General features: G+C 35.9%; 18 protein-coding genes, 3 tRNA genes and 1 other annotated feature. Of the genes, 6 read left to right on the top strand and 15 right to left on the bottom strand.

The features are described from left to right. Positions 1–76 precede the first annotated feature (76 nt). From mfd to JG537_RS08530, 9 genes are all read right to left on the bottom strand, one after another. Complete coding sequence (gene mfd, locus JG537_RS08570) at positions 77–3574, bottom strand: transcription-repair coupling factor (RefSeq protein ID WP_199544921.1); 3498 nt, start codon at positions 3572–3574, stop codon at positions 77–79. A 4-nt stretch (positions 3575–3578) separates the two neighbouring features. Beyond that, positions 3579–4148, bottom strand: a complete 570-nt coding sequence (gene pth / locus JG537_RS08565) for an aminoacyl-tRNA hydrolase (protein ID WP_132869490.1) — start codon at positions 4146–4148, stop codon at positions 3579–3581. 78 nt (positions 4149–4226) lie between these two features. Then, positions 4227–5342, bottom strand: coding sequence for a redox-regulated ATPase YchF (gene ychF, locus JG537_RS08560; protein WP_024344481.1), 1116 nt, complete (start codon positions 5340–5342; stop codon positions 4227–4229). Between the two features lie 99 nt (positions 5343–5441). Further along, positions 5442–5633, bottom strand: coding sequence for a DUF951 domain-containing protein (locus tag JG537_RS08555; protein WP_132869920.1), 192 nt, complete (start codon positions 5631–5633; stop codon positions 5442–5444). Between the two features lie 10 nt (positions 5634–5643). Beyond that, a complete protein-coding gene (locus JG537_RS08550) occupies positions 5644–6528 on the bottom strand; it encodes a diacylglycerol/lipid kinase family protein (RefSeq protein WP_199544920.1) in 885 nt (294 codons plus the stop codon). A 130-nt stretch (positions 6529–6658) separates the two neighbouring features. After that, positions 6659–7795 carry a DNA polymerase III subunit beta gene (gene dnaN, locus JG537_RS08545; RefSeq protein WP_199544919.1) on the bottom strand — a complete coding sequence of 379 codons (1137 nt, stop codon included), beginning with the start codon at positions 7793–7795 and terminating at the stop codon, positions 6659–6661. Between the two features lie 157 nt (positions 7796–7952). After that, a complete protein-coding gene (gene dnaA, locus JG537_RS08540; protein WP_132869995.1) occupies positions 7953–9308 on the bottom strand; it encodes a chromosomal replication initiator protein DnaA in 1356 nt (451 codons plus the stop codon). A 203-nt stretch (positions 9309–9511) separates the two neighbouring features. Further along, a complete protein-coding gene (locus JG537_RS08535; protein ID WP_199544916.1) occupies positions 9512–10294 on the bottom strand; it encodes a ParB/RepB/Spo0J family partition protein in 783 nt (260 codons plus the stop codon). A gap of 58 nt (positions 10295–10352) precedes the next feature. Further along, positions 10353–11567, bottom strand: coding sequence for a S1C family serine protease (locus JG537_RS08530; protein ID WP_132869929.1), 1215 nt, complete (start codon positions 11565–11567; stop codon positions 10353–10355). A gap of 253 nt (positions 11568–11820) precedes the next feature. Between JG537_RS08530 and rlmH the strand changes: the two genes are divergently transcribed. Next, positions 11821–12300: a 23S rRNA (pseudouridine(1915)-N(3))-methyltransferase RlmH gene (rlmH, locus tag JG537_RS08525; RefSeq protein WP_132870041.1), complete on the top strand. Its 480-nt coding sequence runs from the start codon at positions 11821–11823 to the stop codon at positions 12298–12300. Between the two features lie 83 nt (positions 12301–12383). Here the strand turns inward: rlmH and JG537_RS08520 are convergent. Then, positions 12384–12457: transfer RNA gene (locus JG537_RS08520), tRNA-Arg, on the bottom strand. A 331-nt stretch (positions 12458–12788) separates the two neighbouring features. On the opposite strand from JG537_RS08520, the gene JG537_RS08515 reads away from it, so the two are divergent. Together JG537_RS08515 and JG537_RS08510 are read left to right on the top strand one after the other, a co-directional pair. Continuing rightward, positions 12789–12860: transfer RNA gene (locus JG537_RS08515), tRNA-Glu, on the top strand. A 31-nt stretch (positions 12861–12891) separates the two neighbouring features. Next, a tRNA-Asn gene (locus JG537_RS08510) sits at positions 12892–12965 on the top strand. 242 nt (positions 12966–13207) lie between these two features. Here JG537_RS08510 and JG537_RS08505 read toward each other — a convergent pair. The 3 genes from JG537_RS08505 to JG537_RS08495 form a co-directional block, all read right to left on the bottom strand. Further along, complete coding sequence (locus tag JG537_RS08505) at positions 13208–15793, bottom strand: YfhO family protein (RefSeq protein WP_199544909.1); 2586 nt, start codon at positions 15791–15793, stop codon at positions 13208–13210. A 95-nt stretch (positions 15794–15888) separates the two neighbouring features. Next, positions 15889–17511, bottom strand: coding sequence for an ATP-binding cassette domain-containing protein (locus tag JG537_RS08500; protein WP_132869559.1), 1623 nt, complete (start codon positions 17509–17511; stop codon positions 15889–15891). 93 nt (positions 17512–17604) lie between these two features. Next, entirely contained in the window at positions 17605–18477 is an 873-nt protein-coding gene (locus tag JG537_RS08495) for a YitT family protein (RefSeq protein WP_074482268.1), read from the bottom strand. Between the two features lie 197 nt (positions 18478–18674). Further along, positions 18675–18883: a binding site (T-box leader), on the top strand. A 54-nt stretch (positions 18884–18937) separates the two neighbouring features. Here JG537_RS08495 and trpS point away from each other — a divergent pair. The 3 genes from trpS (at position 18938) to JG537_RS08480 (ending at position 22779) form a co-directional block, all read left to right on the top strand. Then, complete coding sequence (trpS, locus tag JG537_RS08490) at positions 18938–19960, top strand: tryptophan--tRNA ligase (protein ID WP_074482269.1); 1023 nt, start codon at positions 18938–18940, stop codon at positions 19958–19960. 226 nt (positions 19961–20186) lie between these two features. Further along, positions 20187–21668, top strand: coding sequence for an IMP dehydrogenase (guaB, locus tag JG537_RS08485; RefSeq protein ID WP_132869822.1), 1482 nt, complete (start codon positions 20187–20189; stop codon positions 21666–21668). Between the two features lie 244 nt (positions 21669–21912). Then, positions 21913–22779, top strand: a complete 867-nt coding sequence (locus JG537_RS08480) for a GRP family sugar transporter (RefSeq protein WP_132869744.1) — start codon at positions 21913–21915, stop codon at positions 22777–22779. Between the two features lie 64 nt (positions 22780–22843). Here the strand turns inward: JG537_RS08480 and recF are convergent, their stop codons facing one another. Both recF and yaaA read right to left on the bottom strand, forming a co-directional pair. Then, positions 22844–23938, bottom strand: a complete 1095-nt coding sequence (gene recF / locus JG537_RS08475) for a DNA replication/repair protein RecF (RefSeq protein WP_132869743.1) — start codon at positions 23936–23938, stop codon at positions 22844–22846. Between the two features lie 2 nt (positions 23939–23940). Continuing rightward, positions 23941–24324 (bottom strand): S4 domain-containing protein YaaA, encoded by a 384-nt coding sequence (yaaA, locus tag JG537_RS08470; protein WP_199544901.1) that lies wholly within the window; start codon positions 24322–24324, stop codon positions 23941–23943. Between the last annotated feature and the right edge of the window lie 2 nt (positions 24325–24326).

Below are 24326 nucleotides of genomic sequence, written 5' to 3'. Positions count from 1 at the left end.
GTCTAAGCTTTATCAAAAAGTTTACCATAAAATCTCTTTGATATACTAGCTTTCTACTGACAAAAGTCTTTGACAGCTAGTCTTGTTGTATTTTTCTAGCTTTGATTTCAGCTAGCATGCTACCAAATTTTTGAAGTTCTTCTAGGATTTCGTAATCTTTCTTTCCGCGAACATTAAAGGTAATTTCAATTTTACCTTGATTTTCACCAATACGGGCTTTCAAGTCTGTTTTAGAAAGAGCTTCAAAATAATCTTGTGTCAAGTAATGTTGTAACGAAACTTTCTCAAAACGTACCAATAAGTTGTTATCTTTACGCTCTACAAGTTCTGTAAAAGCATTATCCATATAAGACTTGACCAAACCAATCTCAAGTAAGTAGGCGACTTGGTCAGGGTATTCGCCAAAACGATCAATCAATTCATCTTGTAAACTTTGATAATCTTTCTGGCTTTCAATTTCACGAATGCGTTTGTAAATTTCAATTTTTTGACGTTCATCATCAATATAATCGCTTGGTAGATAGGCGTCAATTTGAAGATTCATCTCAGCATTACTCTTACGACGCGCTTGGGATTTTCCTTGTTTCTTGGCAATAGCTTCCTCAAGCAACTGTGAGTACATCTCAAAACCAACTGAATCGATAAAACCACTTTGTGAAGCACCGAGAATATTTCCCGCACCACGAATGGATAAGTCACGCATAGCAATCTTAAATCCGGACCCCAACTCTGTGAACCCTTTAATGGCATCCAGACGTTTTTCAGAAACCTCTGTCAAAATCTTGTCTGGGCGGTACATGAGATAGGCATAAGCAATGCGGTTCGAGCGCCCAACACGACCTCGAAGTTGATACAAGGTTGACAATCCCATATGGTCAGCATTTTCAATAAATAAAGTGTTCACATTAGAAATATCGACACCAGTCTCAATGATTGTTGTCGCAACAAGAACATCGTAAACTCCTTCAATAAAATCCATCAGAGTATTCTCAAGTTGGATTTCACTCATCTGACCATGAACAAAGCCAATACTTGCTTCAGGTACTAACTCTTGCAGTTCTGAGACTTTTTGGTCAATGGTGTCAACCCTATTGTAAACATAGAAAACTTGACCTCCACGATCAATCTCACGAATAATAGCTTCACGGATTAAACCAGGGTTAGTTTCCAAAACATAAGTTTGAACAGGATAACGGTTAGTTGGTGGGGTTTCAATAACTGATAAATCACGAATTCCCAACATTGACATGTGAAGTGTTCGTGGAATTGGCGTTGCTGTTAAGGTTAAAACATCAACTTTAGTCCTAAGTTCTTTCAGTTTTTCCTTATGTTTAACACCAAAGCGCTGCTCTTCATCGATAATAATCAGACCCAAATCAGCAAACTCAACATCTTTTGATAATAGACGATGTGTTCCGATAATAATGTCAACTTGACCTGTTTTCAATTTTTCTAAAGTAGCTGTTTGTTCTTTTTTACTTTGAAAACGACTAAGTACATCAACCGCCACTGGGTAATTATCAAAACGCTCTGAGAAGTTCGTATAGTGTTGTTGAGCAAGGACAGTCGTTGGTACCAAAACAGCTACCTGCTTGTGGTCCTTAACAGCTTTAAAAGCAGCACGCATAGCAACTTCGGTTTTACCAAAACCAACATCCCCTACCAATAAACGATCCATTGGTTTAGCTTCTTCCATGTCATGCTTGATTTCCTTAATAGAACGAAGCTGATCTTCAGTCTCTACATAAGCAAAATCGTTATCAAATTCCTTTTGTAAATCATCATCTGGTGAAAAAGCAAAACCTTTTAGTTGACTGCGTTCAGCATAGAGTTTCAACAAATCATCTGCAATGTCTTCGACTTGCTTAGAGACTTTTTGTTTTGTTTTTTGGAAACGGCCGTCATTTAGTTTGTTAATCTTAGGCTCTTTACCATCTGCCGAAACGTATTTCGATAGACTTTCAATTTGTTCTACGGGTAATGAAATCGTTGAAGAACCTTGATATTGAATCGTTAAATAATCACGGTGCACACCATGAATTTCAATGGTTTCAATACCTAAAAATTTACCAATACCATGAACGTGATGAACCACATAATCACCCTTAGAAAGTTCATTGTAGTCTTTCAAACGCTCTGCATTACTGATATTTGAACGACGAATACGACGTTTTATCTTTTTATGGTAAATTTCATGTTCCGTAATTAAAACAAGCTTTTCATCAGCAAAGTAAAAACCGTTTGATAAATTACCAACCACTAACTGCGCTTGATGTTCTTGTAAATCACCCGCATCCGCTACTGGCAAATCTAAACCATACTCTTGCAAGTTTTCTTGAAGACGTTCTAGACCATGCTGAGTATCTGATTGAATTAAAATTGTTGCTTTAGATTTTTGGTAACGATTAACCTCATCAATCAACAAAGGAAATTGATTGAAGAATTCTTGCATTGGGTATTGTGTGAAATTGTGAAGCTTATCAAATTTTAGATTTCCCAAACCCTTATGGAAGTTTGAAAAGAAGGTTGCTGGCTGATACTGACGCAAATTTTTATAAATATCAGCAAAGTAAACCAAGCTTGACACTGCTTTACCACGTTGTAAATCTTCTGTCAACAAGTTTGCAATCTCTAAATCAAACTTGGCATTACGATCAACAATCTTTTGATAGTCATCAAAAAAGATAGGAGTTCCTTTAGGAATATAATCTAGAAGTGTCCACTGCTTAGCATAAAACAGTGATAAAAATCGTCTAATATCTTGATGTCTGTAGTGCTCTTGTGTTGCTGCATAAAGCTCGCTCAAATAAACCTCTTGCTCTTCTTTTGCATTTTCTAAAAACTTCTCAAATACCTGGCTAGCTCTAGCATAATCCTCTTCTGATAAGATTAACTCATCAGCTGGATAGATTGTTATTTGCTCAACATTGCTAAGAGATTTTTGAGTCTGCGCATCAAATTGACGAATGCCATCAACTTCATCACCAAAGAACTCTAAACGGTAAGGATAATCTGCTGTTATTTCATAAATATCGATGATATCACCACGTCGACTAAACTCACCAGGGTTCAAAACTTGAGAGACTTTTTGGTACCCAACATTTGACAATACCTTTACAACCTTGTCAAGGTTGTAATCATCACCGACAACAAAATGTAGTTGACTTTCAGAATATGCCTTAGGATTTGGTAGTAAAACACGTGCCCCTACTAGACTTGTAATCAAGATACCAGATTGATTATTATCCTGTAAAAAATTTAAAGCTTCTAGGCGCGAATGAGCTTTATCCATTGATGCAAAAATAAATTCTGCAGCAGCGACATCATCCGCAAAAAACGTGTAAACATTATCCTCACCAATCAAACCAGATAAATCACTAGCTAGTTTTTCAACCTCGTTTTGACTTGATGTGACAACTACTATTTTTTCTTCATTAGCCTGATAAGCTGAGGCGATAGCAAGAGCTTTACTTGCTCCTGACAAACCCATGACAAGTTGTCTGCCAAGATTAGATACACCCCCATGCCATGACTGAATCAGCTTATTTTGACTAAATAAATCAATAATATTCATAGACTTACCCATTAAATTTTTGCATTGTTTTTACAAAATCAGCTTCCTGTAAGTAAAATTGAACAGCATCAGTAACTTTTTCAAGTGTGTTAGTAACAGTGATATAGTCGTCTTTGTCAAATTTTCCAAGAACATGATCGACAACTGAGCGACCTTGCTTAGGACGTCCAATACCCACTTTAATACGGTCAAATGCCTGTGTTCCTGTGTGAGCAATAATAGACTTAATACCATTATGACCACCAGCTGAACCTTTTTGACGGAGACGAATACGTCCAACTTCCATGTCTAAATCATCATAAATCACCATGAAATCTTCGATAGCAATATTATAATAAGTCAGCAAAGCATGAACTGCAATTCCTGAATTATTCATAAAAGTTGTTGGTTTAACTAAATAAACTTTTTCTCCGTTTAAAAAGCAAGAACCTACTTCAGCTTTAAAATTCTTTTCTTCTGAAAAAGTCACATTCAAATCTTTGGCTAAACGGTCAATTGCCATAAAGCCAATATTGTGTCTTGTTTCGTGATATTTACTGCCTGGGTTTCCCAGACCAACAATCATTTTTACCATTATTTTTTCCTTTCAAATGCCAAAAGGGCTGGAAAAACTTTTTTCCAACCTCATTTGATGTTTTATTATGATTTTTGCTTAGACGTTAAAGCGGAATTCCATGATATCACCATCTTGAACCACATAATCTTTCCCTTCTTCACGAAGACGACCTGCTTCTTTGACAGCTTTTTCTGAACCATATTTAATTAAATCATCGTAAGACATTGTAATCGCACGGATGAATCCACGTTCGAAGTCAGAGTGAATGATACCAGCTGCTTGAGGAGCTTTAATACCGCGTTTAAATGTCCATGCACGAACTTCTTTTTCACCCGCAGTAAAGTAAGTTCCGAGACCAAGCAAATGGTAAGCTGCGCGAGTCAAACGATCGACACCAGATTCTTTCAATCCAAGATCTTCAAGGAAGAATTCTTTATCTTCATCATCAAGTTCTGAAATTTCTTCCTCCGCACGCGCTGAGATAACGACAACTTCAGCATTTTCAGTTGCTGCGAATTCACGAATTTGTTTTACATATTCGATGTCGTCTGGGTTAGCAACTTTATCTTCATCAACGTTTGCTACATAAAGAACTGGTTTTGTTGTCAAAAGGAACAATTGTTTAACAATTTTTTGTTCATCTTCGGTGAATTCAATTGTACGAGCTGATTTTCCATCTTCAAGTACTGGCTTGATTTTTTGAAGAACGTTAAATTCTGCAACAGAATCTTTATCTTTTTGTGTACGTGCCACTTTTTCAACACGCGCATAGCGTTTGTTAACTGATTCTAAGTCAGCAAGAATCAATTCCAAGTTAATTGTATCAATATCAGCAAGTGGATCAACAAAAGCATCTTCACGCCCTTGTTCACGCATAACATTTTCATCATCAAATGCACGAACAACGTGAACAATAGCATCTACTTCACGAATGTTAGCAAGGAATTTATTACCAAGACCTTCACCACGAGATGCTCCTTTTACAATACCCGCAATATCAGTAAATTCAAAAGTTGTTGGAACTGTCTTTTTAGGTGTGATAAGTTCAGTCAATTTTTGTAGACGTTCATCTGGAACTTCTACCATACCAACGTTAGGATCAATTGTCGCGAAAGGATAGTTAGCAGCTTCCGCACCTGCCTTTGTAATCGCATTAAAAAGAGTTGATTTTCCGACGTTTGGTAAACCAACAATACCTGCTGTTAAAGCCATATTTTATTAGTCTCCGTTAAATTTATTCAATCACAACTATTATAGCATAAAATTACTCAAAAAAGCCTGCTATATGCGCAGACTTAATGATTTTAAATATTATAATACTTTCTTCAACTTACGTTCAAAATCATGACGACTCATCATGACAACGTGATCACAGTTAGTGCAACGAATTTTAATATCAGCTCCAATGCGAATCACTTCCCACTCATTTGCCTTTTTACCAGTTGCCTTAACGGTACAAGCATGAGGTTTCTTCATTTCAACAAGACTTCCAATTTCGTACATGATTTCTCCTTTACAGATAAATATAACGCTTTTGAGGTGTTAGTGTCACTTCATCCAATGACACGATTTCACCATCAATCTCTACTAAACTTTTTTCAGGTGTCCTAATGGTCACCTCTTTATACGACTGATGCTGCAGATAAGGTGAGTATTCATGAATTTTAAAAACAAGACTTAATAAAACTAAGACGCGTTCCCATAAAGTCTCACCCTTAGCATAAACACAATCTAATTGTTCTGAATAAGCTGTCGCATGTGGCCAAATCATCACACCACCACCAAAATAAGTATTATTGGCAAGTGAAAAGAAAAAATGATTATTGACCTCAACCAATTCTCCTGACTCAGTCTCCAAACAAAGCGAAGCCAAAGCAGGCTTTTTAATCAAACATTGAATGGCTGTTATGATATAAGTCAATTTTCCCAAATGATATTTATTAAGTCTAGCTTTTAGTTGTGACTGTTCAACATGGTTAATAACCCAAGAAGCAAAACCAAGATCCAAACTGTTTAAGACCAATCCATTCTGATAAGTATAAACCGTAATTTCTTTTGGTTCTTGCTTAGTAGACTCAATAAGACGTGTAAAATCTTTTTTCAACCCAAGAGCACGCGCAAAATCATTTCCAGAACCAAGTGGATAATAAGCAAAAGGAAGGCTAGCTGGCCAATAATATAAAACCTTTGACAAGGTGCCATCACCACCTAGAACTAATAATCTATCTTGATCACGCTGAAATGTTTCCAAAACGTATTTAACTTGATTTTTTTCATCATCTGGATATCGCGTTAGAAAAACAGCTATCTCTTGATTTAGCTTATTTTTCAACGTTGTAATAACATCTTTGGCACTACGATTTCCTGAATGAGGATTAGCAATAATATAAAGTGTCATATCAAAAGATATTATAACATAAAAAGCAAGAGCACTGTATAGACGGTGCCCTTGCTGGAGATTATGAAAAAGAAAAGTTTTAGGATGATTATAGTATACGAATTCATCCTTAAAGTTTCCTTAAAGATTTTTAGTTTGTACGAACAGGTGTAATCAATTGGATAAAGTTTTCAGCATCATCACCTGGCATTAATGTAAATGGACGTACTGGAGAAATGAAACGGATAACAACTGTTTCGCTCTTCAAAGCTTTAAGAGCTTCAATCAAGTAAGTTGGGTTAAAACTAATGGTTAAGTCACTTCCTGATTGGTCAATAATATCCAACTCTTCGTTTACTTTACCAACTTCAGGAGAGTTAACGTGAGCTGATACATTATTATTAACAATTTCAAGTTTTACAGTTCCGTTTTGAGTAGCATTTGAAATCAAGTGAGCACGTTCCATTGCTGAACGAAGAGCAACTGTATTGAACGTTACTTCTGTTTCAAATGAGTTTGTCAATAGACGATCTGTATCAGGATAATTTCCTTCTAGAAGACGTGTATAGAAACTAATGTAATCACTGCGGAAAAGCATTTGGCTGTCTGAAAAGAATACTTCAACAGTTTCAATATCATCTGTAAAGACTGCTGCAAATTCACGTAATGATTTACTTGGAATAACAACATTAAAGTCATTTGACGTATTTTCTAAAGTCAATCTACGTTGACTCATACGGTGTGAGTCAGTTGCGACTGCTTTAAAATCTTTATGATCACTAAGTACCATATGAACACCAGTCAAAATTGGACGACTTTCTTGAAGACTGGCTGCAAAGGCAGTTTCAGTGATAATAGATTTCAATAATTTTGTTTCCAAAACTAATGGATTTTCAGTTTCCATTTCTTGAAGACGTGGGTAAAGATCTACGTCTTTACCTTTTAAGGTAATTTCTGATTTACCACTTGTCAATACGATTTGATGATGCTCAATTTCTTCAAAATCTAAAGTAACATCTGGAAGACTTGAGACAATATTAATAAAGAAATTTGCTTCTAATAGTACTGCACCGGGTGAAGTAATCAAAAGACCTGCATTTTCATTAGAAGTTGGAATAGTATTTTCGATTGAAATTTGTCCATTAGAACCTGTTAAGGTAATGTTACTATTTTGAACTTCAATTTTGATAGTAGATAAAACTGGAATAGCATTCTTTGAAGAGATTGCTCTCTTGGTTGCATTCAATGCTTGAAGAAAGAAGGATTTATTAATTGAGAACTTTATCATGAGATAACTCCTTTATTTTATAAGTATTAAGTTAGTAGTAGTAGTAGGTCTTGTTTAAACTGTTGATAACTCTCAAAACGCCTGAAAAATCACAGAGCAAGAGTTGTTAACAACTTGTGGATAAATTGCATTGTTTTTTATCACTTATCCACAAGTCCTACTTAATCTTGTTTTTGATGGTTTCAATTTCGATTCGCAAACTATCGTCTTGAGCCAACATATTTTTGATTTTGTTGTAGGCATGTAGAACGGTTGAGTGATCACGTCCACCAAATTCTTTTCCGATTTTTGGAAGTGAGTTATCTGTCATTTCACGAGCCAAATACATGGCTACCTGACGTGCTAAAACAATATCTTGTGTACGTTTGGTTGCCTTGATTTCTTTGACAGTAACACCGTAGAATTTACCAACTTGACTTTGAATTTCGTCAATTGGGATAACAGTCATTTTTGGACCATCTTGCTTACGTGCACGAATGGCTTCTGCTGCAATATCTACGGTAATCGTTTGAACTTTTTTAATACTTGCTACAAGGCTAATGTCTTTTAAAGCTCCTTCTAGATCACGTACGTTAGAGTCAAATTGCCCAGCGAGATATTCGATAGTATCTTGAGGGAAAATATAATCGTACTCTTGTGTTTTATTAGTCAAAATAGCCACACGTGTTTCAAAATCAGGTGGTGTGATATTGATGGTTAAGCCCCACTTGAAGCGCGTGACCAGACGTTGTTCGAGGTTATCGAGATGATCTGGTGTGCGGTCACTGGTCAGTACGATTTGTTTGTTATTATCGTAAAGTGCATTAAAGGTATTGAAAAACTCTTCTTGTGTACCAGATAATGTTTTTTTAGCTAATGATTGGATATCATCGATTAGCAAAACATCAAGATTACGGAATTTTTCTTTTAATTCTTCCATAGTGTCTAAACGAATATGGATGACAAATTCATTGATAAAATTTTCCGCAGTGATGTATTTCACACGCGCTTTAGGGTTGTTTTGCAATACCGCATTACCAATGGCATTAAGCAAATGGGTTTTTCCAAGTCCGGGTCCACCCCAGATAAACAAGGGGTTGTAAGTTGTACCGGGTGCGTCAGCAACGGCATAAGACGCAGAAAAGGCCCAACGGTTTTCATCACCTTGGACAAAGTTGTCAAAAGTATACTTTGTGTTCAAGTCTGAATCAACCTGTGGCAAGTTGTTCTTTTGTGGTGTTTGGAGAACTTGAGATGTCGGTTCTGCTACTGTCTGTTTTGCTAAATCTTCTTCAAAGACATAGTTGACTACAATTTCAGCATTATAAACCTCAAAACCAGCCGTTAAAATGATTGGTTTTAAATTTTTATCCCAAAACAGTTCTTTCATAGGATCCAGGTAAATTGTCGCCGTATTTTGCTCAATTTGAATTAACCGAGCGTCTAAAACAAAAAATTCATATGTTGCTTGTTTTAGTTGACTTTTCGCCAGTTCAAGGACCCTATTCCAAAAAATTTGTTCATTTTCAGTCATAGTCATTTCCTTTTTGTGGATAATTCATAGATTATTTTAACATAAAACAATAAAGTTTTCCACAATGTTGAAAATAAAAAATCCACACTGTTTATAAAAGTTATCCACAAGGTGTGGATAACATAAGAAAAGGCCTAAAATCAGTGATTTAAGCCTATTTTTATTGTGGAAAACTCTGAAAATGTAAAATCGAAATTCACAGGCTATTTTAGCCTGTTGATAATTCTGTTAAAGTCTTCTTCAGACTGAAAATGTAATTGTAGGTCACCTTTAAAGCCACTTTTAGAAAGGGATAAGGTGACAGGAAGACCTAATAATTTTGATAATTCTTCTTCCTGATGACGAATAAAAATATTTTTTTTATTGGTTTTGGGAGAAGTTTTTTTCTTTTTACTGGATTTTACCAATTGTTCTAATTTGCGAACACTAATTTCTTCAATTATTATTTTTTGGTACCACTTCTCCTGCTCTTTTTCTTCTTTGAGTGTCAGTAGCACGCGCGCGTGTCCTTGGGAAAGTTCACCTTTTTCGACGGCTTTAGAAATACTTTGAGGCAGATTTAATAAGCGCAAGCAATTGGTAATGTAGGGGCGAGATTTTCCCATAAATTGAGCCAGTTCTTCATGTGTCATTTGATTTCTGTCTAAGAGTTGCTGATAAGCTTTGGCTTCTTCAATAGGATTGAGGTCAGAGCGCTGCAAATTTTCGACAATGGCAAGCTGCATGCTTTCTTTATTAGTAATATCTTTTATAATTGCAGGAATTTCGCTTAAACCAGCCATTTTTGATGCTTTAAGACGTCTTTCTCCTGCAATGAGCTCGTAACCAAAAATATCTGATTTACGGACGATTATCGGCTGTATGAGGCCGTTTGCTTTTATTGAGCGAGAAAGTTCTTCTAATTCTTCTTGCTTAAATTTCAAGCGAGGTTGGTAAGGATTTGGAGCAATATCGTCAATAGGTATGAGATTAAGTGTTTCAATCATAGTTTTTTCCTTTAAAAAATGAAGCTGAGAAGCTCAGCCTCATTAGTTTTTAGTTAAATTATTGATTTGATGAAGAGAGGTCTTGTGTTGTTTTCGTTAGTTTAATAGTTTCTGTTTTCTTTTCAGTACCACGATAGAAGGTTACCTTGATAGAATCTCCAGTTGAATGACCGTAAAGGACACTTTGAAGATCTGTGATAGAAGAAACATCTTTATCATCGATAGCTGTAATCACATCGTATTTTTTAAGTGTTCCTTCAGCAGGCATACCTGATTGAACTGAAGCAACGACGATACCAGCTGTGACGCTAGTTGGAATATTTAGGCGACTGATTGTTGTTGTTGACAAATCACTTAGGTTAGCCATTGTGATACCAAGTGCTGGACGGATAACTTTTCCGTTTGCTTCTAATTGATTAATAATTTTAACCACATCATTAGCTGGAATAGCAAATCCCATACCTTCTACAGAATTACCTGATCCAGAATCTGAGGTAGAAGAAATTTTACTTGAATTAATACCAATCACTTGTCCTTCAATGTTAATCAAAGCACCACCAGAGTTACCAGGGTTAATAGCGGCATCTGTTTGGATGGCATTAGTTGAAATAGTTTCTCCATCATCGTTTGTCATTGTTACCGTACGGCTTAGGCTTGATACAATACCTTGCGTAACAGAGTTTGCATAATCAGTACCTAGAGGGCTACCAATAGCAATGGCTGTTTCACCAACAGTAATTTTATCTGAATCAGCAAATTCAGCTACCGTTGTGACTTTATCAGAAGCAATTTTGACAACGGCGATATCTGAGTATGTATCGGCACCGACTAATTCACCGACTACTTTTGTACCGTCAGAAAGCATGATTTCGATTTGACTAGCACCATCGACAACGTGGTTATTAGTAACGACGTAAGCAGAATTGCCATCTTTTTTGTAAATCACCCCAGAACCTTCACTAGCGATGCTTAAATCACTATCTGAGCCATTATTATTAGTGTTATTATCTAAATTGCCACCAAACATTTGAGTATATAAATCATTTGATGCTGTATTTGACTGATAATTAATGACTGATACAACTGATTCTCCCACTTTTTCGACAGCTTTTGTTGTATCATTTGAGTTTGAATAGCTTACCTTACTTGTTGTGGTTTTGGTATTTGATCCACTTACATTATTGATTGAGATGCCAGCCATATTTAAAATGAGCAAGGTTCCGACGACCCCTCCAATAAAACCGATTAAAATAACCGATAATGGTTTAAGCATTTTTTTGTAATTGACTTTTTGAAATTTTAATTTTTTCACGTCTCTACCTCCCTTTTTAATTTACAGATAGAATATAAAAAACGACTTAATTATACCTTAAAAGAGCAAAAAAAGAAAGTAATCCACAGGCTGTGGAAAACTTTTGAAGTTTGATTGAAAATCCCTAAATTATGGCGATATTAAGCCTGTTTATAGATTGTTAACATGTGGATAATGTGTGAAAAGCTTGTGAATATGTGGTAGAATAGAAAGCATGAAAGTAAAAATTATTGCTGTTGGAAAATTAAAGGAAAAATACCTAAAAGATGGTATTGCTGAGTACGGCAAACGTATGAGCCGTTTTGCCAAATTTGAAATTGTTGAGCTGCCTGATGAAAAAACACCAGATAATGCTAGTGATGCGCAAAATCACCAAATTATGGAAAAAGAGGGCGACCGTATTTTAGCCAAGATATCTGATCGTGATTATGTCATTGTTTTAGCGATTGAAGGCAAGCAATTACCATCAGAAGAATTTAGCAAGGTGATTGCTGATGCTACTTTGAGGGGCTATTCAGATATTGTATTTGTTATTGGAGGAAGTCTTGGATTAGCTGATAAGGTCAAAAAGCGCGCAAATCTTAAGTTAAGCTTTGGCTTATTAACGCTTCCCCACCAGTTGATGCGTTTAGTTTTAGCAGAACAAATTTATCGAGCTTTTATGATTCAACAAGGAAGTCCTTATCATAAGTAAAAAAGCAGTTCTTGTGAGCTGTTTTTTTGTTCCATGTGAAACATTAATGCATAAAAAAAACCGGCTAAAGCCGGTTTAAGATTTGATCCCAGCAGGATTCGAACCTGCGACCGTTCGCTTAGAAGGCGAATGCTCTATCCAGCTGAGCTATGAGACCATATCAACTTAATCATTCTATCAAAATAACAGCTTTTCTGTCAACTAAAAATCGAACTTTACACTGGCCTGCTTGGTTTTTAAAAAGTAAAGAATAAGTAAAAGAAAAAATTGCTTTTTTACTAGTAAACAATTTTCTTCTTTAACGAAAGTTCACCTGTAAATGCTTGATATTAAAGGCTTTTTAGCACGTTAAAATTATTTGAATTTTTTGGCGATAATTTAGTGCAAAAAACTTCAAAAAAAGTAAAAAAAAATTGAAAAAAACTATAGACAAAGAAAAAATATCTGGTATAATAATAAGGGTGTTGAGGGGAAATCCTAAAACTTCTGGTCCGTTGGTCAAGGGGTTAAGACACCGCCTTTTCACGGCGGTAACACGGGTTCGAATCCCGTACGGACTATAAAACTACTGCTTAGCAGTTTTTTTGTTTATCCGGCATAGCTCAGTTGGTAGTAGCGCATGACTGTTAATCATGATGTCGTAGGTTCGAGTCCTACTGCCGGAGTGATAAGACACCTTCCTAAGTTTTACTTAGGATTTTTTATTACTCAGAGAGGCTAGAACATTTGTTCTAGCCTCTTTTTCTGTAGTTTTAATAAGTATTACGCAGTGGTTTTGTACTTTAACAATCTGGATTGTTAAAGGTCTCTGTCAGGAAATATAAAAAACAGTGATTACTGACTTTAGTGTCAATCAATCACTGCTGAGTAGGTTCACACGTTAATTAACTTTTATACCCTTTTTATCTCACTTCCTTTTGTTTTTTCGTTTTCTGACGGTATTATAGCTTGCAAATAATGTGATACCAATTAGTGATAAAACGACACCTTCTTTAAATCCTGTTGGAACATAAGTTAGGATAACTTTTCCTTTTCCAGGTTTCACATCAACCTTCATAAAGCCGTCTTGTGCTTTTGATAAGGTGATTTTTTGTCCATTTTGAGTGGCTGTCCACCCTTTATCATATGGAATAGTAAAGAAGAGTGATGAAGTTTTATTAGTTTTGTAGGTAGCTGTTACGGTATTTTTATGGGTTGTTACTTTAACATTTTGGTTATCAATAATAGTCATAGCTTTTTGGTAATTTGCTATATCAAGCGCATAGAAATTAGGTTGATTAAATGACACTTGATTGTTATCAGGAAATGTAAGTGAGACATGTAAAGTTTGACTATTTTCAAAATAACCAAGATCAAAGAAGGTATAGGCATTATCAGTCGTATAGTCTACTGTTTTACCGTTGACAGTGATTTGTACCTTTTGGCTGTTTTCATTAGAAAATGTGATATTGGGAACACTAACATAAAGTTGAGTATTAGGAGCTACGGTTAAATCGTAATTGGCATGTGCATTTAATTCATCGTCATTACTTGATGTTACACGGCCGTTTAGAAGATTAGCTCCACCTGTTAATTGAGAAGCTACACGAGTAAAGTAGCTTTCAGAAAGGCCGGTCAAATTGTTAATCAAGTTGGTTTGGTTGTCAAGTGTGTTGACACTGAAGTCAACATCTTTGTAAAGGCCATTTGTTAAAATAGCGAGTTGGCTAGCATATTGATTTTCGTATAATGACGTATCGCCAGAGTCACTTACATAGTGAAATCCGAATTTGTTGACATCTGTTTCTGAGAGATTGTATTTTACAGCAAATAAACTATCCATTAACAAAGTATTATTTTGATAGCGAAGATTGAGATTGGTTCCTGTTGATTTAAATCCTAGGCGATCTAGTGTACTGCTGGAAGTGGTATTTCGAATAGATGAAAATTGGGAAATACCATGATAATTATACTTCATGCTATCGTTACCTGTTTGAGGAAGTAACTCTTCTGTACGATAAAAAGTAGTATTAAGCTTATTAGCTTTTTTGATGAGTTGTTCTGTATCTGTCAAATGAAGTTCATAACTTTGACGTGATGGAAATACCCATTCATTATTTAATGCGGTAATCTGATAATAAGTGTTCAGTGATATTTCAAATAATGTAAAGAGAAGTGTAAAGCTGACAAATAAGTTAAAGGTTAGGTACTGTTTAGCGTAGCTAATCAATATAATGGCATAAGCTGTTAAGAAAGAAAGCGTAATAATGATTTGTGGTGCTTCTAAAAATTGATAATGACTTTTCAGTAGCGTTGTAGCTAAAAATCCAACGACTAGAGGAATAATTCCAATAAGATAGTGTTTAACAGTTAGTTCTTTGAGATGTGATAAAGTTTCTGCTGCTAGAAGAATAATGATTATTGAAAAAGTCCAAGAGTAACGGTGAAGGAACATATTTGGTGAATGCATCCCTTGCCACATTAAGTCTAAAGGTTCAAGGTAAAAACTTGCGATAATTAGCAGCAAAACAACACTGCAGGCTAAACGTGTCTGCCATTTGATTGACTTGATTGTAAAGAAGATAATGGCCAAAATTAGAGGGAAAATTCCCACATAAATCATAGGAATTGAGCCAAATTTAGTTGTGTCATAAGAGCCAACAAAGTTTTTGGCAAATAAATCAAGAAACCATGAATTTTCTGTAAACCATTCTGTAAAGGTAGAAAATTTCTCCCCATGTGTTGATAGGTCTAGGTAAGTTGGCAAGAGCATTACACAGCTAGATAGTCCAGCTAAGATTGACACAATTGTAAAGTCTATAAATTGACGTCCAATCGTTTTCCAGTGCTTTTCTTTGCTTACTTGAACGTGAAAATAAAGGACAAGGAAAATGGCAACCATAAAACCAAAGTAGTAATTTTGGATAAAGAGAATGGTTAAGGTAATGTAATATAGGACAAATTTTTTCTGATCTAGTAATCGATGGAGTCCAAGAATGATTAGAGGTAAGAGGATAAAAACGTCTAACCACATGTTAATCTCAATTTGGCTAACAGCAAAACTCATTAGAGCATATGAGGTTGACAGAATAACGGTAAATGGTTTTAATACCTTTGGATAAAGTTGACGAAGACTATAGAAACTAGATAACCCCATGCAGGCAACTTTTAATAAAGTAAAGAGATAAATAGCATCTGGCATGCTCTTTAAGCTAAAGAAGTAGACCAAAGGTGAGAAGAAACTTCCAAGATAATAACTAATTAGAGCATAAAAATTTAAACCGAGTCCACTTGTAAAAGTATAAAATAGACTATCTGAGCCATGTAAGATGTTTCGTAGATTTTCAGCGAAAATAACATACTGATGAAAACCATCACTAGCTAAAATAGTTGTCTCACCGTTTAGGGTAATATCTTCAGCTAAAAGAGCTAGAAATAAGATAACGAAAGGTAAACAGAATGCTGTTAGGTAGTAAATGATATTATTTGTTAGTTTAAAAGATTTTAATTTCATAATGTTAGTAAGACAGGTTGAGATAAAAATCCCAACCTGTTTCTTTTCTATAATGTAAAGTATTGTAAACGTCACAGTAAACTATGACAGAATGATTAGTCTTTCCAAAGTTCTTTAACTTTTGCTTGAACTTCTTCATTTTCAAGAAATTCATCGTATGTTTCGTCAATACGGTCAATGACCCCATTTTTAGAAATAACAACGATGTGATTAGCTAAAGTTTGGATGAATTCGTGGTCGTGACTAGCAAAGATGATAGATTCTTTGAAATCTTTCAATCCATCGTTCAAGCTTGAGATTGATTCCAAATCTAAGTGATTTGTTGGATCATCAAGGATAAGAACATTTGATTTGAGAAGCATCAGTTTAGAAAGCATCACGCGCACTTTTTCTCCCCCTGAAAGGACGCTAACAGATTTGTTAACTTCATCTCCAGAGAAGAGCATACGACCAAGGAATCCTCGAAGGAATGTGTTATCGTCTTCTTCTTTAGCAGCAAATTGACGAAGCCATTCAAGGATTGATTCACCAGATGCAAAATCACGTGAATTATCTTTAGGAAGATAAGAGCGACTTGTTGTGACACCCCATTTGATTGTTCCTTCGTACTCGATATCATCCATCAAAGCACGGATAAGAGCTGTTGTTTGAATGTCGTTTTGTCCGATAAAGGCTGTTTTATCACCTGGACGTAAGATAAAACTGATATTATCAAGAACAGTTTCACCATCGATTTTTACAGATAGGTTTTCAACTGTTAGAAGGTCTTTACCAAGCTCACGCTCAGCTTTAAAGTTGATGAATGGGTATTTACGACTTGATGGAACAATCTCTTCAATTTCAATTTTATCAAGCATTTTTTTACGAGAAGTAGCTTGTTTTGATTTTGAAGCATTGGCAGAGAAACGAGCAACGAATTCTTGTAATTCTTTGATTTTTTCTTCTGCTTTGGCATTGCGGTCAGCTTGCAAACGAGCAGCAAGTTCAGAAGATTGTTTCCAGAAATCGTAGTTACCAACGTAAAGTTTGATTTTACCAAAATCAAGGTCGGCCATGTGTGTACATACTTTGTTCAAGAAGTGACGGTCATGGGATACAACGATAACAGTATTTTCAAAGTCAATCAAGAAGTCTTCAAGCCAAGAAATTGATTGGATATCAAGACCATTGGTTGGTTCGTCAAGAAGAAGAACATCTGGTTTACCAAAAAGAGCTTTGGCAAGAAGGACTTTCACCTTATCACCATTAGCAAGTTCACTCATATTTTGGTAGTGAAGGTCTTCTGGAATATTAAGGTTTTGAAGCAATTGTGAAGCTTCACTCTCTGCTTCCCAACCGCCAAGCTCAGCAAATTCGCTTTCTAATTCTGCTGCGCGGACACCATCTTCATCTGAAAAATCAGGTTTCATGTAGATAGCATCTTTTTCTTTCATAATGTTATAAAGGCGTTCATTCCCCATGATAACAACGTCGATGGCACGTTCTTCTTCGTAGTCAAAGTGATTTTGACGAAGAACTGATAAACGTTCATCTGGTCCAAGGGAAACATGACCTGTTGTTGGTTCGATATCTCCAGCCAAGATTTTCAAGAATGTAGATTTTCCTGCACCGTTGGCACCGATCAAACCATAGGTATTTCCAGCTGTAAAGTTGATGTTAACTTCATCAAACAGTTTTCTATCGCTGAAACGTAGTGATACATCAGAAACTGTAAGCAATTTTTCACCTCATAATATTTATCTATAAGCTCATTGTACATGAAAAAGCCCCAATTTTCAATTAGAGAAGTGGGGCTTTGAGTTACGTTTGGGTTACATTGGTAAAATGGCATCTTTTTCATCAAGTTTATAGTATTTTTTGAGGCTGAAGCCACGTCCCATAACTTGTGTAGCAGGCATAACAACGATAAATGCAGTTTTGTCGATTTTTTGAATATTTTTTTCTAAACGAGGAACCTCTTGGCGTGAGACAGTTGTCATCAACATTGTTTGATGGTCACCTGAAAAACCACCAGTAACAGGAATTTCTGTTACCCCTCGGTCAGCTTGTGTTGAGATATAATCTTTTATTAAAGCATTTTGTGGTGAAATAATCATGATGTTGCGCGATGAAGTGACACCAATTTGCATACTATTAACAACATAACCGATGACTAACAAACCAATAATTGAGTACATGACTGTGTCAACATCAAAAGCAACAAATCCCATAGCTACACTACAACCATCAACGATTGTCATGGCAACAGCTAGTGGGAGTGGAGTGTATTTATGGAGAATTTGTGTGATGATACCTGTACCACCAGTTGAAGAATTTCCCCAGAAAACAACTCCCAAACCAAATCCACAAATGATGCCACCAAATAAAGCAGCAAGAAGTGGATTATGAGTCAAATTTGGCAAACCTTCTGTTAATTTAACAAAAATAGAATAAATCCAAGAGCCATAGATAGTCTTAAAAAATGTCTCTTTTCCTAGAAAAAGAAAACAAGCTAATAGCAATGGAACGTTGGTAATCATAACGAAATTACCAGGATTCCACCCGAATAAAGCCTTCAAACTAACAGCTAATCCAACAACACCACCAGAAGCAATATGGTTTTCAAGGAAAAAACTGTTAAAGCCAACAGCAGCAATAAAGGCTCCAGCAGTTACGAGCCCAAAATCAATTAGTTTTTTCTTCATATGTAGTCCTCTTTTTTATAACAAACGATTATATTATGGCAAAGAAGCCCTTTATCGTCAAGATTTTTGCTGGTAAAAAGGAATTTCTCATTTTCTAATTTAATTAAGAAACGAAATGTATAATTATTCTATTTTATTGATAGGGATGATTTAGGAGAAAAGGTGGTGTTAGCTTGACAAAGAGGCTATAATTTCATAAAATGAAGGAGATTCAGAAGAGTAATGTAAACGCGTACTTTTAGAGAGCTGATGGTGCTGGGAATCAGTAGTAACCTTACATGAATGGGCTGATGGTTAAAAAGAATAATCTTTACATTTATCGTGTAAATTTTTATTATAGTGGTAAAGAGATGGTAGGATTCTCCTATCAATTGAGGTGGTACCGCGTATTGATAACGCCCTCACGTCGTTTTACGACGTGTGGGTGTTTTATTTTTGAAATTAATTTTGAGGTGATAAAATGGCAAAACCAATTATTTTAACAGGTGACCGTCCAACAGGGAAATTGCACCTAGGACACTATGTTGGAAGTCTAAAAAATCGTGTACTTCTACAAAATGAAGACAAATATGATATGTTTGTTTTCTTAGCAGACCAACAAGCTTTGACAGACCATGCTAAAGAGTCTGAAATTATCAGAGAATCAGTTGGAAATGTTGCATTGGACTACCTGTCAGTAGGACTTGATCCAGCCAAATCTACGATTTTCATTCAAAGTCAGATTCCTGAGTTGGCTGAGTTGACAATGTACTACATGAACTTGGTATCATTGTCACGTTTGGAACGCAATCCTACAGTTAAAACAGAAATTGCTCAAAAAGGTTTTGGTAGCTCAATTCCAACAGGATTCTTGGTTTACCCAATTTCTCAGGCAGCAGATATTACAGCTTTTAAAGCTAATTATGTGCCAGTTGGAAATGACCAAAAACCAATGATTGAACAAACACGTGAAATTGTACGTAGCTTCAATCACACTTATAAAACAGATGTTTTGGTTGAACCAGAAGGAATTTTCCCTAAAAATGAAGCAGCTGGTCGTTTGCCAGGGCTAGATGGTAATGCGAAAATGTCTAAATCTCTTGGAAATGGTATCTATTTGTCTGATGATGCTGATACTGTTCGTAAAAAAGTAATGAGCATGTACACAGATCCTAATCATATCCGTGTTGAAGATCCAGGACAAATTGAAGGAAACATGGTTTTCCATTACCTTGATATTTTTGGACGTGAAGAAGATCAAGCAGAGATTGCCGCTATGAAAGAACATTACCAACGTGGTGGTCTTGGTGATGTAAAAACAAAACGTTACTTGCTTGAGATTCTTGAACGTGAATTGGCGCCAATTCGTGAACGTCGTTTAGAATATGCAAAAGACATGGGTGAAGTATTCCGTATGCTCGAAAAAGGAAGTGAAGCAGCTCGTGAAGTTGCGGGGCAAACTCTTGCTGAAGTTAAAGCAGCTATGGGCATTAACTACTTCTAAAATTGATAAAACTCTAAGGCAAAAGCCTTGGAGTTTTTTTGATAATTAGTAACATTTGTTTTAAATGAGAATTGCACAAATAATCAGTCTAATATAGGAAAGAATTTTTGGAAAAAAATTGAATTTAATTTATTGACAAATGATTTGAGCGTGTTATTATAGTAACAATAAAAAATTAGCTGGGGTTAAAAAATCCCTACAAATACATAGAAAAGAGGGTTATTTAATGTCAAATTGGGACACTAAATTTTTGAAAAAAGGTTACACTTTTGATGACGTACTACTCATTCCTGCTGAAAGTCATGTTCTTCCAAACGAAGTTAACATGCAAACAAAACTTGCAAAAAATTTGACATTGAACATTCCTATCGTGACAGCGGCTATGGATACTGTTACTGACAGTAAAATGGCAATTGCTATTGCACGTGCGGGTGGTCTTGGTGTTGTTCACAAAAATATGTCAATTCAAGAACAAGCAGAAGAAATCCGTAAAGTAAAACGTTCAGAAAACGGTGTTATCATTGATCCTTTCTTCTTAACACCTAAACATTCTGTTTCTGAAGCAGAAGAATTGATGCAACGTTACCGCATCAGTGGTGTTCCAATTGTTGAAACTCTTGAAAATCGTAAATTGGTAGGGATTATCACAAACCGTGATATGCGCTTCATCTCAGATTACCATGCTCCAATTTCTGCACATATGACAAGTGAAGAATTGGTAACAGCTCCTGTTGGAACTGATTTGGAAACTGCTGAACGTATCCTTCACGAACACCGTATTGAAAAATTACCTTTGGTTGATGAAGCTGGACGTTTGTCAGGTCTTATCACTATCAAAGATATTGAAAAAGTTATTGAATTCCCTAATGCTGCTAAAGATGAATTCGGTCGTCTTTTGGTTGCAGGTGCTGTCGGTGTTACTTCAGATACATTTGAACGTGCAGAAGCTTTGTTTGAAGCTGGTGCAGATGCTATCGTCATCGATACTGCACACGGTCACTCAGCTGGTGTTCTACGTAAAATTGCTGAAATTCGTCAACACTTCCCAGAACGTACATTGATTGCCGGTAACGTAGCAACTGCGGAAGGTGCTCGTGCTCTTTATGAAGCAGGTGTAGACGTTGTTAAAGTCGGAATTGGTCCTGGTTCAATCTGTACAACACGTGTTGTAGCAGGTGTTGGTGTTCCTCAAATTACTGCTATTTATGACGCAGCAGCTGTTGCGCGTGAATATGGTAAAACAATTATCGCCGATGGTGGTATTAAATACTCAGGTGATATCGTTAAAGCTTTGGCAGCAGGTGGTAATGCTGTAATGCTTGGTTCTATGTTTGCTGGTACAGATGAAGCACCGGGTGAAACTGAAATCTACCAAGGTCGTAAATTTAAAACTTACCGTGGTATGGGATCAATTGCAGCTATGAAGAAAGGTTCAAGCGATCGTTACTTCCAAGGTTCTGTTAACGAAGCTAACAAACTTGTTCCAGAAGGAATTGAAGGTCGTGTAGCTTATAAAGGTGCTGTAGCCGATATCGTCTTCCAAATTCTTGGTGGTATTCGTGCTGGTATGGGTTATGTTGGTGCTGAAGATATCTCAGCTCTTCATGAAAAAGCTCAATTTGTTGAAATGTCAGGAGCTGGTTTGATTGAAAGTCACCCACACGATGTTCAAATTACAAATGAAGCACCAAACTATTCAGTACACTAAGATAAATTGATGTTATATAAAAAATCTCTGATAAGTTTACCAACTTATCAGAGATTTTTTTGTGTAGGCCTTTACAAAATGGTGGGTTGTATGGTAGAATATGTAACTATGTTCGCAAAAAACATGAAATTTTCTTTTACTTTTCTGAAAAAGCGTTTTCATAAAAAGCGAATAGTTAATTATATATTTACAACAGTGTAAACAACGTTTACTAATCTGTAAAACATATCGTAAAGGAGAAAAAATGCAGGGTATTTTATTTGCATTAATTCCCATGGTAGCATGGGGAAGTATCGGGTTTGTCAGCAACAAAATTGGAGGTAAACCAGATCAACAAACATTAGGAATGACTTTAGGGGCGCTTTTATTTGCCTTTGTTGTATGGTTGTTTGTTCAACCAGAAATGTCAGTATCACTTTGGGTTGTCGGGATTATTGGTGGTATGCTTTGGTCTATGGGTCAAAACGGTCAATTCCGCGCAATGCAATACATGGGTGTTTCAGTAGGTAACCCATTGTCAAGTGGTGCTCAACTTGTATTTGGTAGCTTGATTGGTGCCATTGTATTTGGTGAATGGAGCAAACCAGTTCAATACACACTTGGTATTATTGCTTTGCTTCTTTTGGTTATCGGATTCTATTTTACAAGTAAACGAGATGCTGAAAAAGTTGAAACTAGCGAACTTACTGACTTTGGTAAAGGTTTCCGTGCTTTGACTTACTCAACAGTTGGTTACCTTTCTTACACTATTCTATTTAACAACATCATGAAATTCGATGCTTTAGCTGTTATCTTCCCAATGGCCGTAGGTATGGTACTTGGTGCTGTTATGTTCATGAAATTTAACGTTAAATTTGAAACAGTTGTTATCAAAAACGCAATCGTTGGTTTGATGTGGGGTGTTGGTAACATCTTCATGCTTCTTGCAGCTGCAAAAGCTGGTCTAGCAATCGCCTTTAGTTTCTCACAATTAGGTGTTATCATTTCTATTATGGGTGGTATCCTCTTCTTGGGTGAAACTAAAACACGTAAAGAAATGCGCTGGTTGGCAATTGGTATTGCATGCTTTGTTCTTGGTGCAGTCTTACTAGGAATTGTTAAATCTTACTAATTATCATTGACAGTAGTGTCAATTTAATTGTAAACATAAAAAGAGCTGGCTTTTGCCAGCTTTTTTAGTTTTCTTCAATATTTCCTTGATTAACAGTGAAAATTTTCAACTCTTCTGGAAGTTGTGATAAATGTTCAAGACTTGTTGTTGTGATAAAGGTTTGAACATTTTTAGCAATAATCATTTTTAATAACTCTGTTTGTCGGTAGTTATCTAGTTCACTCATAACGTCATCAAGAAGAAGGATTGGGTAATCACCAGTGACATTCTTGATAAGTTCAATCTCAGCCATTTTAAGAGATAAAATCAAGCTACGGTGTTGTCCTTGGCTACCAAAATGAGCAGACATGTCATTGATGAAAAATTCTAAATCATCACGATGAGGACCTGCGCCGGTATTTTTTTTGAAAATATCACGTTTGCGATTCTTTTCCAAAGCTTTTAAAAATTGTTTTTTGATTTCAGCTTTGTCCTGAAAGGGAATAGATGATAGATAATGAATCTTTAAATGCTCTAGTTTATTAGAAATAGCATAGTGATATCGGTCAGCTTCCTTTTCTAAATTGGAAATAAAGTCTAATCGATGTTCCATTACACGACTACCAAAATCAGCTAATTGCTCATCAAGAACTGCTAGAAAGTTGACATCAACTTTTTCAGCTGTTTTTAGGTAGGTGTTACGTTGCTTGAGGACATGGTTATAATTAGATAAATCAGACAGGTAAACAGGCTTGATTTGCCCTAAATCAATATCAATAAATTTTCGACGGAGACTAGGTGCTCCTTTAATGAGTTGCAAATCTTCAGGTGCAAATAATACTACTGTCATAACACCAACATAATCAGATAATTTAGCTTGTTTGAGGTGATTAACTTTAGTAACTCGTCCTTTACTTGAGAGGTTGATTTCTAAGGGAACCGTACCACTTGAGCGTTGTAATATTCCTGAAACCCGAAGTTCTTTTTCTTGAAAGTGAATTAGCTCTTTGTCTGTACGTGTACGGTGGCTGCGTGTTAAAGATAAGAAATAAATAGCTTCTAAGAAATTGGTTTTTCCTTGGGCGTTTTTTCCGATAAAAACATTAAGTCCTGGGGAAAATTCAAGCTCATTAGTTAAATAATTACGATAATTTTTTAACGCTATTTTTTGAATCCACATACTTAAGTTCCTGGGAAACGAACGGGTTTGCGTTCTTTGTTTGGTTTAGCTTGCTTTTTAGGCTGACTTTGTTTCTTATCTTTTTTATTTTTAGCGTTTAATTCTTTAACAATTGCAGCAACACGGGCTTTTTCAGCCATAGCTTCAAGGTGCTCTTCTTTTTCTTTGTCTGTTGGTGCGATAATATCAATAATGATACTTTCCTCTGGAATGCTTACAACATCACCAATACGAATTTTTTTACCGCGGCGTTTCTCGTCTTCGCCATTGAAGAGAACGGTTGTTTCTGCTAAATAAGCTTTGATAGCACCACCGCTTTGGATAATACCTAGTTCTTTTAGTAAAGCTTGTAGGGTAATATAGTCATCAAATAATTTGTATTCCATCG

The organism is Streptococcus vicugnae (assembly GCF_016461705.1).
Lineage (GTDB): Bacteria > Bacillota > Bacilli > Lactobacillales > Streptococcaceae > Streptococcus > Streptococcus vicugnae.
Note: the sequence above shows the minus strand (reverse complement) of the source record. Positions and strands in the feature narration are given on the sequence as shown.

What these genes read in the sequence shown, in the direction of transcription:
- dnaN (WP_199544919.1), bottom strand. Translation starts at nt 7,795, where the DNA reads ATGATAAAGTTCTCAATTAATAAATCCTTCTTTCTTCAAGCATTGAAT.
- JG537_RS08550 (WP_199544920.1), bottom strand. Translation starts at nt 6,528, where the DNA reads ATGACACTTTATATTATTGCTAATCCTCATTCAGGAAATCGTAGTGCC.
- yaaA (WP_199544901.1), bottom strand. Translation starts at nt 24,324, where the DNA reads ATGGAATACAAATTATTTGATGACTATATTACCCTACAAGCTTTACTA.
- JG537_RS08505 (WP_199544909.1), bottom strand. Translation starts at nt 15,793, where the DNA reads ATGAAATTAAAATCTTTTAAACTAACAAATAATATCATTTACTACCTA.
- pth (WP_132869490.1), bottom strand. Translation starts at nt 4,148, where the DNA reads ATGGTAAAAATGATTGTTGGTCTGGGAAACCCAGGCAGTAAATATCAC.
- recF (WP_132869743.1), bottom strand. Translation starts at nt 23,938, where the DNA reads ATGTGGATTCAAAAAATAGCGTTAAAAAATTATCGTAATTATTTAACT.
- ychF (WP_024344481.1), bottom strand. Translation starts at nt 5,342, where the DNA reads ATGGCTTTAACAGCAGGTATTGTTGGTTTACCAAACGTCGGAAAATCA.
- JG537_RS08530 (WP_132869929.1), bottom strand. Translation starts at nt 11,567, where the DNA reads ATGCTTAAACCATTATCGGTTATTTTAATCGGTTTTATTGGAGGGGTC.
- JG537_RS08555 (WP_132869920.1), bottom strand. Translation starts at nt 5,633, where the DNA reads ATGTACGAAATTGGAAGTCTTGTTGAAATGAAGAAACCTCATGCTTGT.
- rlmH (WP_132870041.1), top strand. Translation starts at nt 11,821, where the DNA reads ATGAAAGTAAAAATTATTGCTGTTGGAAAATTAAAGGAAAAATACCTA.
- dnaA (WP_132869995.1), bottom strand. Translation starts at nt 9,308, where the DNA reads ATGACTGAAAATGAACAAATTTTTTGGAATAGGGTCCTTGAACTGGCG.
- trpS (WP_074482269.1), top strand. Translation starts at nt 18,938, where the DNA reads ATGGCAAAACCAATTATTTTAACAGGTGACCGTCCAACAGGGAAATTG.
- JG537_RS08495 (WP_074482268.1), bottom strand. Translation starts at nt 18,477, where the DNA reads ATGAAGAAAAAACTAATTGATTTTGGGCTCGTAACTGCTGGAGCCTTT.
- JG537_RS08480 (WP_132869744.1), top strand. Translation starts at nt 21,913, where the DNA reads ATGCAGGGTATTTTATTTGCATTAATTCCCATGGTAGCATGGGGAAGT.
- JG537_RS08535 (WP_199544916.1), bottom strand. Translation starts at nt 10,294, where the DNA reads ATGATTGAAACACTTAATCTCATACCTATTGACGATATTGCTCCAAAT.
- mfd (WP_199544921.1), bottom strand. Translation starts at nt 3,574, where the DNA reads ATGAATATTATTGATTTATTTAGTCAAAATAAGCTGATTCAGTCATGG.
- guaB (WP_132869822.1), top strand. Translation starts at nt 20,187, where the DNA reads ATGTCAAATTGGGACACTAAATTTTTGAAAAAAGGTTACACTTTTGAT.